The 13,884-nt window shown below is 49.1% G+C and carries 12 protein-coding genes; 7 read left to right on the forward strand and 5 right to left on the reverse strand.

Translation table 11 applies throughout. The annotated features are described in order from the left end of the window. The first annotated feature begins 7 nt into the window (after window positions 1–7). On the forward strand, window positions 8–733 hold the full coding sequence (locus ACOQOZ_RS12615) for a 16S rRNA (uracil(1498)-N(3))-methyltransferase (RefSeq protein WP_420588525.1): 726 nt from the start codon (window positions 8–10) through the stop codon (window positions 731–733). A gap of 14 nt (window positions 734–747) precedes the next feature. Here the strand turns inward: ACOQOZ_RS12615 and ACOQOZ_RS12620 are convergent, their stop codons facing one another. The 4 genes from ACOQOZ_RS12620 to ACOQOZ_RS12635 form a co-directional block, all read right to left on the reverse strand. Beyond that, a complete protein-coding gene (locus tag ACOQOZ_RS12620; protein WP_420588526.1) occupies window positions 748–1,419 on the reverse strand; it encodes a hypothetical protein in 672 nt (223 codons plus the stop codon). Further along, entirely contained in the window at window positions 1,416–2,159 is a 744-nt protein-coding gene (locus ACOQOZ_RS12625; protein WP_420588527.1) for a hypothetical protein, read from the reverse strand. The genes ACOQOZ_RS12620 and ACOQOZ_RS12625 overlap by 4 nt, the downstream gene beginning before the upstream one ends. Before the next feature lie 62 nt (window positions 2,160–2,221). After that, window positions 2,222–2,875 carry a hypothetical protein gene (locus ACOQOZ_RS12630; protein WP_420588528.1) on the reverse strand — a complete coding sequence of 218 codons (654 nt, stop codon included), beginning with the start codon at window positions 2,873–2,875 and terminating at the stop codon, window positions 2,222–2,224. Between the two features lie 238 nt (window positions 2,876–3,113). After that, window positions 3,114–4,385 (reverse strand): bifunctional O-acetylhomoserine aminocarboxypropyltransferase/cysteine synthase, encoded by a 1,272-nt coding sequence (locus ACOQOZ_RS12635; RefSeq protein ID WP_420588529.1) that lies wholly within the window; start codon window positions 4,383–4,385, stop codon window positions 3,114–3,116. 101 nt (window positions 4,386–4,486) lie between these two features. On the opposite strand from ACOQOZ_RS12635, the gene ACOQOZ_RS12640 reads away from it, so the two are divergent. From ACOQOZ_RS12640 to ACOQOZ_RS12655, 4 genes are all read left to right on the forward strand, one after another. Beyond that, a complete protein-coding gene (locus ACOQOZ_RS12640; protein ID WP_420588530.1) occupies window positions 4,487–5,281 on the forward strand; it encodes a hypothetical protein in 795 nt (264 codons plus the stop codon). A 51-nt stretch (window positions 5,282–5,332) separates the two neighbouring features. Further along, window positions 5,333–7,066, forward strand: a complete 1,734-nt coding sequence (locus tag ACOQOZ_RS12645; RefSeq protein ID WP_420588531.1) for a hybrid sensor histidine kinase/response regulator — start codon at window positions 5,333–5,335, stop codon at window positions 7,064–7,066. A gap of 127 nt (window positions 7,067–7,193) precedes the next feature. Next, a complete protein-coding gene (locus ACOQOZ_RS12650; RefSeq protein WP_420588532.1) occupies window positions 7,194–8,687 on the forward strand; it encodes an ELWxxDGT repeat protein in 1,494 nt (497 codons plus the stop codon). Window positions 8,688–8,848: 161 nt separating this feature from the next. After that, window positions 8,849–10,396 (forward strand): ELWxxDGT repeat protein, encoded by a 1,548-nt coding sequence (locus ACOQOZ_RS12655; RefSeq protein ID WP_420588533.1) that lies wholly within the window; start codon window positions 8,849–8,851, stop codon window positions 10,394–10,396. A gap of 67 nt (window positions 10,397–10,463) precedes the next feature. Here ACOQOZ_RS12655 and ACOQOZ_RS12660 read toward each other — a convergent pair whose 3' ends face one another. After that, window positions 10,464–11,111, reverse strand: coding sequence for a response regulator (locus tag ACOQOZ_RS12660; RefSeq protein ID WP_420588534.1), 648 nt, complete (start codon window positions 11,109–11,111; stop codon window positions 10,464–10,466). Window positions 11,112–11,264: 153 nt separating this feature from the next. Here ACOQOZ_RS12660 and radA point away from each other — a divergent pair, with 153 nt between their 5' ends. After that, window positions 11,265–12,635 (forward strand): DNA repair protein RadA, encoded by a 1,371-nt coding sequence (gene radA, locus ACOQOZ_RS12665; RefSeq protein WP_420588535.1) that lies wholly within the window; start codon window positions 11,265–11,267, stop codon window positions 12,633–12,635. Window positions 12,636–12,813: 178 nt separating this feature from the next. After that, window positions 12,814–13,881, forward strand: coding sequence for an efflux RND transporter periplasmic adaptor subunit (locus tag ACOQOZ_RS12670; protein ID WP_420588536.1), 1,068 nt, complete (start codon window positions 12,814–12,816; stop codon window positions 13,879–13,881). The last annotated feature ends 3 nt before the right edge of the window (window positions 13,882–13,884 follow it).

Consider the following 13,884-nt stretch of genomic DNA (forward strand, 5'->3'; position numbering starts at 1 on the left):
CGCAGTTATGTCCGGCCCACGCGTTTATTGCTCACAACCACTCGCACCTGAACAAACCATCGAACTGGATGACATTGCAGTTGGTCATTTAATCCGGGTATTACGCCTGAATGATGGCGATGCTGTTCGGGTATTTAACGGTGACGGCAACGAATATGCCGCCGAGCTGTGTGATGTCAGTAAAAAACGCGCGAATGCCCGTATTAGCGGAATTCTGAAAAACGATGCTCAACAGCCTTTAGCATTGCATCTCGGGCAGGTTATTTCTAAAGGTGACCGGATGGATTTCACCATCCAGAAAGCAACCGAGTTGGGGATAGCAACGATTACTCCACTGTGGAGCGAACGCTGCGAAGTGAAACTGAAAGGCGAGCGGCTGGAGAAAAAGCTCGAGCACTGGCGCCGTGTGGCTATTTCGGCCTGTGAGCAGTCGGGAAGAAATCAGGTGCCGGAAATTCTGGCACCTCAGCATTTTGCAGATTGGTGTAAAAACAGCAACGCCGAGCTGAAGTTCACTCTACACCCACACAAACAAAAGCCTTTATCGGAGTATAAGGCACCTGCCAGTCTGGCTTTATTAGTTGGGCCGGAAGGTGGATTTTCTGAAACCGAAGTGGAGCAAAGTCTGGCACTGGAGTTTAATGGTTTAACTCTGGGGCCAAGAGTACTGAGAACGGAAACAGCGGCACTGGCGGCATTAAGTGTGTTCCAGTTTCAATGGGGCGACTTTTAATCGCCCCACCGGGCTTACTCTCTGTCGGTTAACTTAAAATGGCGCCAGTCCTGGGCGCTGCTGAGATAAAACAAACCAATCAGCAGTGCCATCCACCACTCCACCACGTTTTTCGGGTCGTCACTGGTATCCATTAACTGCAGCGCAATCATCACCAGTAAAAATCCCCACTGAGCCAGAATCAGCTTGGTTTTAAATGGCAGGCTGGTGCCGATATCAATACCTTTTTTCGCCAATTGGCGCAGATATAAAGTTACCCGGGTCTGCACCAATAATGACACTACAAAAAACAGCACCGCTCCGATGGTGTGAACCTTCCAGGGCAATTCACCTTTCTCAGGTCGTAAAACAGCGGTAGCCACAATCAGGCATACCGAACTGAAGATACCAATCGCCACCATCCAGCGCACAGTCAGAATCGGTTTTTCAGGTGCCAGCTGAATCAACCAGCTTTTCATGCAATACCACCAGAAAATAAATAAGGCACAGGCAGAGATTAATCCGCCGCGGAAGAAATACGCCTGCGGATCAGGAATACCGGTTGCCGTAATACTGGTACAGCCACTGATGTATGGAATACAAACCGGAGTATTCCCGAGATACATGCCCAGCAATAGGGTGAACCAGAAGGAAGCATGGGATAACCAAAAGCTTCCCAGAGCAATACGTTGCGGCAATGTGCTCATGACTGTACCCCCTGAAACTCGGCATCCACTTTAAGCGATTGTTGCTCAGCCTCTGCTTTTTCCAAGCGGGTTAAGCGGAAGTCTTTCCAGTCCCAGAAGCCAGTCAGGAAGAAAATCGCACAGAAAGTCGCCAGCCACCATTCGAAAATTTCTTCGACGCCACTGGCCTTAAGACCAAGCAGGTTAATCGCAACAAAGGCCACCAGCATAATCAGCTGAATCACACCCAAAGCCACTTTCAGGCGGATGCTCCAGTCTTTAATATCGAGCTGTTGTTTCAGCTGATTCATGCGATAAGCCATCATGATCTGACACGCAGAGGTGATCAGAAAAAACAGTGACGCGGTAATTACATGAAAACGCCAGAGATCGCGGTGCTCGGCTTTCGGCACCATGTTTTCGCCCAGCACAGCCAATGAAGCAACAGCCAGTACAGAGGCACTCATGGCAACCAGAACCATGTTTTTCACCCACGGTTTCAGCGGTTCACCACGGACACTCTGCAACCAGGCGCCAGCGCAGTACCACCATAAACCAAAGGAAACATAAGCGACGATCAGCCCACGAAACACATAGGCCGCCGGGTAATAAATCCCCGTTGCGGTAATGGCTTCACAGCCGGTGATATAAGGATTACACAGGTCAACATGACCGCCCTTCCAGCTCAGGTAATAGCAGATGGCGATGATGACGACCGGGAAAATAAAAGAGAACAGTGCAACACGTTGTGGCAACGTCATATACACCTCCTTGTGTTTGACTGAATGAAAGTGAGTAATGCAGAGCGTTATTTATACGACTATTAACTTACCGAGATTCGTACTTTTTTCCAATCCCAATAAGCGGTTAAAAAATAAATCCCGATGAACAAGGTCGCCCACCACTCAATAATCCGTTTACCATGACTCATTTCGATACCAACAGTGACGCCGGCAAACGAGACAAACATAAACCAGAGGATGGCGATCAAAACGGACTTAGCAATAAATGACGGTACTTCCAGTCCTTGTTTGCGGGCCTTGAATATCAGCACATAATTAATCGTCAATGCGATCAACATTCCCTGGAAGAACAGATTGGCGCCTTTGACATGCACCCACCAGCGTGTGCCGTCTTTCTCCGGTAATAACACCGCGGTTCCCACCAGCAGACCAATCGCAGCTAGTGTGCCAAAAACCTGCATAAAATTCAGTGCGGTTTTGCCACTATAAGGTTGCAGCCAGCTACGCATGATCTGCCACCAGACAACAAAAAATGCGGTTGCTGCAATCATTCCGCCACGGAAGATAAAACCACCGTCGCCCTTCATGCCGGTATGGGTGATGTCGGTACAACCATCAATAAAAGGATTACAGATCTCAGCGGTGCCCTGCATGGCTGCAACCCAATAAGTCACGGCAATGGTGCCCATCGACAGGATAAAACTCAGCGCAGCAATCGACTGACCAAAAGACATAAAACGTTTCCGGATTTAAGACTGAAAGTTGTGTCGCAGTATAAATAAAAAAGCCCCTTACCAATACAAGTAAGGGGCTTTCTATACACTTAAGCAAAGCCTTTTATTCCGGAAAACCAGATATTCTTCTTCCGCCGGATCAATGGGCCATCCCTGGCCCCTGATCCTAACGCAGCATCCATGCTGCTGCTCACGAAAAACATCTGATTCTGCGGAATCAGGCTATGTGCTCGGGCGATTACTTAGCTGCAGCCAGCGCCTGCTCAACGTCGGCGATGATATCGTCAACGTGCTCGATACCAATCGACAGGCGAACCAGATCAGTGCTCACACCAGCCGACTTCATTTCTTCTTCATTCAGCTGACGGTGAGTGGTGGTGGCCGGGTGACAAGCCAGAGACTTCGCATCACCAATGTTCACCAGACGTTTGATCATCTGCAGTGCATCGATGAATTTAGCACCGGCCTCTGCACCGCCTTTAATGCCGAAGCTCAGAATCGCAGAAGGCTTACCACCCACCATACGCTGAGCAACTTCGTAGTTTTTATCTGTTTCCAGACCCGCGTAGTTCACCCAGGAAACCTGCTCATTAGTGCTCAGGAACTGGGCCACTTTCTGTGCGTTTTCAACGTGACGATCCATACGCAGTGCTAGTGTTTCCAGGCCCTGGATAATCATAAAGGCGTTCATTGGCGACAGAGCGGCACCCATGTTACGCAGAGGTACCACACGCGCACGACCGATAAACGCCGCTTCGCCCAGTGCTTCAGCGTAAACCACGCCATGGTAAGACGGATCCGGCTCATTGAAACGAGGGAAACGTGGGTTGTCTTTCCAAGGGAATTTACCGGAGTCAACAATGATGCCGCCAACGGTAGTGCCGTGGCCACCAATGTATTTGGTCAGGGAGTGAACCACGATGTCTGCACCGTGTTCGAACGGACGACACAGATAAGGGGTCGCAACCGTGTTATCCACAATAACCGGAACACCGTGCTTGTGAGCCATGTCAGACAGAGCTTTCAGATCAACTACGTTACCCGCCGGGTTGCCGATGGATTCGCAGAACAGCGCTTTGGTGTTGTCGTCGATCAGAGCTTCCAGCGCTGCGATATCGTCGCCAGACGCCATGCGCACTTCGATACCCTGCTGTGGGAAGGTGTGAGCGAACAGGTTGTAAGTGCCGCCATACAGCTGGCTCACAGAAACGATGTTGTCGCCTGCCGCTGCAACAGTCTGAATCGATGCCGTGATAGCCGCCATACCAGACGCCATACACAGAGCCGCAATACCACCTTCCATCTGAGCGATACGCTGTTCCAGCACATCGTTGGTCGGGTTCATGATACGGGTGTAAATGTTGCCTGGCTCTTTCAGGTCAAACAAGTCAGCACCGTGTTGTGTGTCACGGAAACTGTAAGACGTGGTCTGGTAAATTGGCACAGCAACCGCGCGAGTCGTTGGATCTTCGCTGAAGCCCGCGTGAATGGCCTGAGTCTCAATTTTCATAGGAGGCTATCCTTATTATGTTTAATAAATATCATTGTCAAAACGCTCGACAGTGTATCAGAGCCTGAACAGTAAAAAACCACCTGAAACGGGAGAACGTCATGCGCTACATGGCATATGGATTAAGCCTTCTCGCCCCAGTGAGCATGGCGCTGGAACTGAATAAACCGATTGAAGAACTCAGCTGCGCGGAAGTGGTGGAAATTGCCAAAGCGTCAGGCTGCGCTGAACCGGTTCAGGGGTTTCTTGATGGCGCCCATATCGACATATCTCTGGCGATAAAAGGCACCAATATTAATGTGCATGACAAAAGCTCTGGCGACCTGGAAGCGCATATGACCAGTACCGGAGTTCCTTCTCCGGGTATCTCGTTAAGTCTGGCACCGAGCTTCTTTGGCGACAGCCGGTTTGGCTGGAGTCTCGGTTTTACCTACGACGACAGCTATGCCTTAGAGCAACGAATTCGCCGCTCCGGAAAAAATAAAGACGTCGATCTTGGCAGCTACATCACAACCACCATGATCGCAGCTGAACCGTCGTTGTTTTACCAGTGGGGAGAGAGTAAACGCTATTTTCGCGCGGGCTTTGGTCTGGCACTCGGATACGCTGCGGTACGTGGCAATGCTTATATTACCGAAGACAAAAGCAACGTTGCCTGTTACCAGGCTGGCAGCGATTTATTTGATAACGGCAGCAGCCAGGCAATCAAACAAAACTGCGAACAGGTTCGTTTTGACGAACGTCGCTTTGCGTCCGGCGCAGCCTTATTTTTCCGTGGCAAAATTAATCGCTGGCAACTGGGAGTTGCTGCAACTACCTTATCCTTTCATAAAAAAGAGCATAAGCTCAGCCCGAGTATTATCAGTGTGGAGCTGAGTTACAGTATTCCGATTTAAATACACTTGTTATAGTGCCGCCCTCACCACAGGAAGCTGAACCCGTTAAGCATGATGCTCTATTCATTTAAAAATCATCCTCTTGCCCGTGAAATTGATAATGAGCGCCATCGCCAGTTTATGCGTGAAGCACTGCCGCATTTAATTGGTGGAATGCTCACGGGTTTTCTGATTTTCCTGGTTTATCGCTCTTTTAGCAGCAGTAGCGCAATTGCCAGCTGGTTTGTACTGCAGTTTATATTACTGAGCTGTACGCTGACGTTTTACGGTGTGAATCATAAATTTCATAATATATTTTCGGGCTCACAGTGGTCTGGAATCATCTTTCTGGTTTCTCTTATCTGGGGAGTTACCTGGGCATTAGCACCCTTTATCTTTCTGCAAGAACAGCATTTCTCTGAACAACAAAATATGATTTATGTTGCGGCGCTGTTGATTATCACCATTGCCCTGACCATCACCCCCGCACCAGCGATGGTGTACTACCCGGCTGGCTATTTTATCTTTGCCACACTGCCACTATGGGGCGTCTTTATTCGTCTGTACCAGCTGGAATACAACCTGCTGTTAATTTCATTTTTATTATTTTTCTGGATCACAGCCGTCGGTTATGGCTGGCGCTTACATCAGACACTAATCGACTCGATTCGCCTGCGATTGGAAGTCGATGAAGCCCGTCGGCAAGCAGAGTCTGCAACCGTGGCCAAATCTAAATTTCTTGCAGCATCCAGTCACGATTTACGTCAACCACTGCAAGCGATCAGTTTATTTTTTAACGTCATTAAACAAAAATTGCCTACGGGTGATGTTCAGATCACTGCGGATAAAATGGAATCAAGCATTGATTCCATGTCGCAATTGCTGGACAGCTTGCTCGATGTATCCCGACTGGACGCCAACAGCATCGAGCCACACCCACAACACCTGCCGAGCAGTTTGCTATTGGATAAACTGGCAAACGATTATCGGGCTTTATGCTCAGATAAAGGCCTGCAATTCCAGCACTCTTTAACCGCAGCAACCCTGCACGCTGACCCGGTGTTATTCCACCGAGTGATCAGTAACATTCTCAGTAACGCCGTGAACTACACCCACAAAGGCAGTGTTGAGTTAAACGGAAAAGTCGTCGACCAACATTATCAGATCGAAATTCGTGACAGTGGGATAGGCATTGCGGCCGATCAACAACAGGCTATTTTCACGGAGTTTCACCAGCTGAATAATCCGGAGCGGGATCAGAAAAAAGGTCTTGGTCTGGGTCTGTCGATTGTGCGCCGTTTATGCGTATTGCAGAACTGGGATATTGAATTGCAGTCGACTCCAGGCAAAGGCAGCTGTTTTACCCTGACTCTGCCACTGGGTGATCAAAGCCAGGTCGCTACTCCCAAGCCGGTCAAAGTGAACCAACAATTGTTAAATGATAAACGGGTGCTGTTGGTTGAAGACGATCAACAGGTTCGCGAAGCATTAATCGAGTTGCTTTCCAGCTGGGGAGCAGAGGTGATTGATGGCGAAAGTGCCAGCCAGATACAGGCCGTGTTACCCACCGAGACGCAGCCGGCTGATCTGATTATTTCTGACTTCCGCTTACGTGAGAACAATAACGGCATCGATGCCATTGCCACGCTTCGAGACCATTATGAACAAGACATTCCGGCACTGTTAATCACAGGCGATACCGACCCACAGCGGATTGAGCAGGCTAAAAACAGTGACCTGGTGGTGCTGCATAAGCCTGTTCGTGCTGCTCAGCTGCGCCTGGTGATTCAACGATTGCTGAAGTGATCTGTTGATGTGATCTGCTTCTCACTCTCTGGCCGAAACTCATAAATCACCCTCCAGGGTGATTTCTTCTTAACCACCTTCAATAAACTACGCCTGTAAACGACTCACTCAAACTCAGGAATAGTTTATGTCGACCAAAATAAAACTGATGGCCGTAGCGGTTGCCGCAATGATGGCGACCGCTTGTGGTGGTTCCGGCAGTTCCGGTGACAACAATACTGGCACTGGCAACAATAATAACGGTGGTGGCAGCACAACAACACCTCCCACCGCAGCGAAACCACAACTACTATTCAGCGCTACCACTGACATAAACAGCGGCGCAGAGTTGTGGATTACCGATGGCACCACCGAAGGTACCACCGCAGTGAAAGATATTAATGCATCAGGTGATAGCAGCCCGATTGAATTCACCAAGGTTGGCGACCAATGGTTTTTTAGCGCCGATGATGGTGTTAACGGTCGTGAGCTCTGGGTAACAGATGGCACCGATGCAGGCACCCGTCTGCTAAAAGATATCAATCCGAATGGTGATGGCTATCCGGCGTTATTAGCTTCCGTGAATGGCAAACTGATGTTTCGAGCAATTGATCCAGTCCATGGCAGTGAAATATGGGTTTCCGATGGTACTGAGGCTGGCACCCATGTAGTAAAAGATATTTATCCAGGAAGCGGCGGCTCTGGTCCTCAGGAACTGACAGCATTTAATAACAAACTGTATTTTTCTGCTCTCGACAACGAAACACTGGGTAGTGAGTTATGGGAGTCGGATGGTACTGAAGCCGGCACAAAAATTACCAAGCGTTTTTCATCAGGCAAGGTTCCACTTGTTAATAAGTACGAAGGCAGTATTCCGTCACAGTTAGCGGTCAGCAACGGCCAGCTGTTTTTAACCGCTAAAAATAACACGCGCACCAATCGTAGCGACCCGAGCAATCTCGAGCCTCATATCGTATTGCAAAACGGTACCGCAATCGGTGGCGGCGATCTGCGCAGCGGCTTTCATGGCAGCATGCCAGCGGACTACCTTCAGGTCGATTTTGCTTCAGGGCGTGCAACGGCTTTTACCGCCAATGCCGGAAGTGGTAACGAGATCTGGGTTCATAAAAATGGCAGCGCATCCAAGCTGACCAACTTTGATGACGCAGGCGCTCGGCCAACCTTTTTAGTGGCAGCGGGTAATAAACTGTTTTTTGCGGCAACCACTGCTACCGCAGGCAACGAACTGATGATGTCGGAAGGGGTTGCCGGTGATGAAACCGTGGTCAAAGATATCAACGCCGGTGTTGCTGGATCGCGCATCCGTAATATTACAGCACTGGGTAACAAAGTGATTTTTGTTGCGCGCATACAAGGGGATGAAGACTCTCTGTGGGTAAGTGATGGTACTGACGCCGGTACGCAGAAGATTCTTACTCTTACCGATGGCAACAGTATGCAGCAGTTTATGCGCCTGGGGAATAAAATATTATTTTCTGCGAATAACGGCAGTGTCGGTCAGGAACTATGGATAACTGACGGTACCAGCGAGGGCACTATGCTGCTGAAAGATATTCGTACCGGGTCTGACTCCAGCACTCCAACCTTCACTAACAATCAGGCCAATCAACCACCAGCCTGATATTAATGCTAAAACACCTGAAAAATCACTCCTAGATCATTAAAGCGTTGCAACGCAGCACTTTAATGATCTGTTTACACCGTGTATCTCCAGGCCACTGATGATTCATAAGGCGAAAAACCTGCTTGGAATACAGAGATTTAATTAACAAGGCTAAAACTATGCAGAATAAACTGACGCTATCATCGTTACTGTTAACCTCAACCTTACTGGCAGCATGTGGTGGTGGAGGTGGCGGAAGTTCATCCCCGGATACAACGAACAACCCATCGGTTGGCGACAACACGAACCCATCGACAGGCGATAACCCCCCACCAACCAATGAAGTTCCGGCCACCGCATTTTCCGGCCTGTTATTCAGCGCAACTGGTGACATTAACCAGGGAGCTGAATTATGGGCAAGTGATGGAACAGAAGCCGGTACTCGCCTGATTAAAGATCTGAATGAGGCTGGCAGCAGTAATCCTCACAACTTCGTTAAAGCGGGTAACGTTCACTTTTTTGTCGCCAGCAATAATGTTAATGGCAAAGAGCTGTGGAAAACCGACGGTACAGCAGCGGGCACAACTCTGGTGAAAGACATCCATCCAAGCGGTGACGCGAACCCGGCCTTGTTAACAGCGCTGGGCAGCAAACTGATATTTGTTGCCAGCGACGATACCGATCGTGCAATTTGGGTGTCTGATGGTACTGCTGACGGCACCGTACGCGTCACCAATGGTTCAACCGGTGTAAAGCCAGGGGTACCCAGTGAAATGGTGGCGTTTAATAATAAAGTGTATTTTGCCGCGGGCGCAGAAGGCACCATACAATCTGAACTCTGGTCGACCGACGGTACAACTGCCGGAACACAACTGCATCGTGTGAACCCGAATCGTATGCCAAGCGACGGTCTGCCTGCTGGCATTGTAACACCTTACATCGGGGCCAGTATTCGCCAGATGGTGGCTAACGACAACAGCTTATTCTTTATCGGAAACAATGGTGCTGTTAACGCAAACTTTGCTGCACTGCGCATCGACACCAACAACAATGTGCAGCGTTTAGGTAGTGATTCTGGTATCAACGAACTGGAGCTGGTTTCTTTTGCATCTGACAACGCAGGTGTTGCTTACAGCTACAACTTTGGCGGAGGTGACATTGCCGGGTTCTATGCAAAAAATAATTTTGCACGACGTGCCGTCACTACCTTCGGCCAGGGTGTATCCAGGCCAACCAACCTGACTGCAATCGGGGATAAATTATTGTTTGCGGTCGATGCTGATAACGGTGGTGAAGAGCTATGGATTACGTCCGGTTTCTTTAACGGCACCACACGGGTCAAAGATATCCGCACGGGTAATGCCGACAGTGATATCCGCGATATGGTAGCACTGGGTAACAAGGCCATATTTGTTGCTAAAGATGGCGCACCGGGAGGTATGCAGGTAGGAGAACAACGTGCAGGAGAGCAGCTTTGGGTAACCGACGGCACGGCCAATAACACCATTAAAATTAATGACCAGGCTGCCAATATCAGTCAGTTTAAACAGGTATCCGGAAAATTATATTTTACCGCTTCAAGCGCGACTCATGGTAATGAGTTGTGGGTAACTGATGGGACCTTTGCCGGCACTAAGATGGTTAAAGATATCAGTAACGGCAGCAATTCAAGCAACCCGTTATTGGTTGGTGCGCCACAAGTTGTTGTGGCTATCGAAGAACGCTAACACCCGTTAGCATAAATATAAGCACTGCTTTTACGCAGTGCTTATATTTTTACTGAAGTCAGACAGGTTACTGCAGTAATCCTACCCGCTCAGCGTAACGCACACATTCCAGACGATTATTCACTTCAAATGCCGCAAATAAAGCTTTGCTATGCGATTTAACGGTATTTACCGAACGGTTCAGTACCCGGGCAATTTCTTCGGTTGAATAACCCTGCTGCATGTATTTCAGTACATCCATCTGACGCTTACTGATGCGGTAACGCACCATCAGCTTTTCTAACGCATCACACGGTTCCTGCTCAGGCAGATTTGCTAAACCTTCCTGAATTCCCTGCGGCACATAAATGTCACCCGCCATGATGTTCTGAATAATATCAACGATGGTTTCACTGCTGTACGTTTTCGGAATAAAACCGGCAGAGCCTTTATCCATCGCATGACGAATAGCCCACAAATCCTCGGAAGCCGACAGCACCACAAAAGGAATAAATATCTGGCGCTCAATCAAACTATCAATAAATGCAATGCCATCCAGACCCGGCATGCTGAGGTCGACCAGAATTAACTCGAAGTCTGTCTGCTGCTCCAGCGCAGTTAGTGCCTGTTCGATGGTATTAGCGCAGCTGACCTGATAGCCATATTGATTGGACAGGATGGCCTTTAATCCTTCGGTAAACAGAACGTGGTCATCCAGGTGGAGAATTTTCATCATGATAATTCGTGAACAGTGAGTTAAGGTAGCTACCTTGCAGGACATCAATCCTACAATGAAACGCCTTGTCTGTGGACGCCTTTAGTTTTCGTTTTTAGCGCGAAACGGTCGATTCGTTCACAAAACACTCACTTACAGTTCAGTTTTACCATCATGGCCAAGAAAAAAACCGCATACGTATGTAATGACTGTGGCACCGACCACTCCAAATGGCAGGGCCAGTGCACCGGCTGTGGCGCCTGGAATACGTTGCAGGAATTTGTTGTCGCCAGCACCAAAGCTCAGGCTCGTGAAGCTGCCGTTGGTGGTTATGCGGGCAGCGCCGGTAGCCAGGGCGTACAACGCCTGGCCGAAGTGGATCTGAACGAAGTACCGCGTTTCAGCTCCGGCATGCTGGAGTTCGACCGGGTTCTTGGTGGTGGTCTGGTACCGGGTTCCGCGATTTTAATTGGTGGCCACCCTGGCGCCGGTAAATCCACATTGTTGCTACAAACCATGTGTCATCTGGCGACACAAATGCCGGCATTGTATGTCACCGGTGAAGAAAGTCTGCAGCAGGTTGCTCGTCGTGCTCAGCGTCTGGGACTGCCAACAGACCAATTAAACATGCTCAGCGAAACCAATGTTGAGCGCCTGGTGCAAACCCTGCAGCAGCACAAACCTAAAATTGTGGTGATTGACTCGATTCAGGTTATGCACGTTGATGGCGTTGAGTCGGCACCCGGCAGCGTTTCTCAGGTTCGTGAAAGTGCGGCGTATTTAACCCGCTTCGCCAAACAAACTGACACGGTTTTATTTCTGGTCGGCCACGTGACAAAAGACGGAACCATCGCCGGCCCAAAAGTGCTGGAGCATATGATCGACTGCTCAATCATGCTCGAAGGCTCCGGCGACAGTCGTTTCCGTACTCTGCGTGGTATTAAAAACCGTTTTGGAGCGATTAATGAACTTGGCGTTTTTGCCATGCTCGATCAGGGTTTAAAGGAGGTCAAAAACCCTTCTTCCATTTTCCTCAGTCGCAGCGAAGAACCCACCGCTGGCAGTGCCGTCATGGTGATCTGGGAAGGCACCCGACCGCTATTGGTAGAAATTCAGGCACTGGTCGACGACAGCCATTTTGGTCACCCGAAACGGGTAGCCGTGGGTACCGATCAGAACCGGTTAAATTTATTGCTGGCAGCGATGCATCGCCATGGTGGCATCCACCTGGGCGATCAGGATGTTTATATTAATGTGGTGGGTGGCGTAAAAGTCACAGAGACCGGTGCCGACCTGGCGTTATTGTTGGCCGCTCTGTCGTCGTTCCGTAATCAGCCGTTACCTCAGGATTTAATCGTATTTGGTGAGGTTGGCCTGTCCGGGGAAATTCGCCCGGTTCCTTCAGGTCAGGAACGAATTAAAGAAGCCGCAAAACATGGTTTTAAACGCGCCATAGTGCCAAAAGGAAATATGCCACGCCAACCAATACCGGGGATGGAAGTTATTGCCGTCGAAAAACTGCAGCAGGCATTGGAGCGCATCTGAGCGCTCCGATTTACCAACACTGACTTAAAACAATAAGTTCCCGCTTTTATACATTTAATTGCATTTCTGCCCTAACCAGATCGGGTTGGGCCAATTATTATGCTCCGCAAGCATATTCGCTATTCCTGAACTAATCTGATTTCATAGACCTGTTCCCACCTATGCACTGGAGATTTGCATGAAACCTTTGATTATGGCCGTTGCGCTGCTGCTGAGTTATTCCAGCTTTGCGGAAGGCCCTGCTGTTATTGTTAATACCATCAAAAAAGAAAAGGCGACGCCGGATATTGAAATTGCCGGGCGTATTCGTGCCGTACAGCGTATCGATATTATTCCACGCGTGGGTGGCATCCTTGAACAACGTCATTTTGTTGAAGGCACCCGGGTTAAAAAAGGTGAACCACTGTTCTCAATTGAAAAGGTCACCTACGAAATTCAGCTTAAACAAGCGAAAGCGTCGCTATTAAGTGCTAAAGCTTCGCTAAAACAAGCCAGTGCAGAATTAAGTCGTCAGCAGAAATTACGTAAAAGTGGCGCCGCTTCTAAAGCTCAGTTAGAAAGTGCAGAAGCACAACGTGACCAGGCAAAATCTCAGGTTTTACAGGCCGAAGCTCAATTACAACAAGCGCAACTCAACCTGGGATACACAGATATTAAAAGCCCGATTGATGGCAAAATTGGTCGTGCCAGTATTAATACCGGCAACCTGATCGCTGCCAACAGCAGCAATCTGGCCACCATTGTCCAGACCGATCCGGTTTATGTTGATATCTCGGTATCCAATAAAATTCTGCTGGAAGCACGCCGCGAATCTCCGGAGCTTGAGGAAGCCGACATGATTCCTCACCTGCTGCTGTCGAATGGTGAAAAATATGAGTTCGCCGGACAGTTCGATTTTGTTTCTCCCGAAGTGAATAAAGAAACCGACTCGGTTGCTATTCGCGCCAAGTTCCCTAACCCGAATCAACTGCTGCTGCCAGGCGAATTTGTCCGGGTAACACTGGAGCCTAAAAACGCACCAGATGTCATCACAGTTTCCCAGGCAGCGGTTCAGCGTGATCGCGATGGCTTTATGGTACTGGTGGTTAACGATCAGCAGGTGGTTGAACAACGTCGTGTGACTCTGGGCGAACAGATGGGCTCAGACTGGATTGTTATCTCCGGATTAAAAGCCGGTGAACGTGTTATTACTCAGGGTCTGCAGAAAGTGAAAAACGGTCAGACCGTTGAAGCAGTGGAGCAATAATTT

The sequence above is a fragment of the Bacterioplanoides sp. genome (assembly GCF_965219715.1).
Lineage (GTDB): Bacteria > Pseudomonadota > Gammaproteobacteria > Pseudomonadales > Oceanobacteraceae > Bacterioplanoides.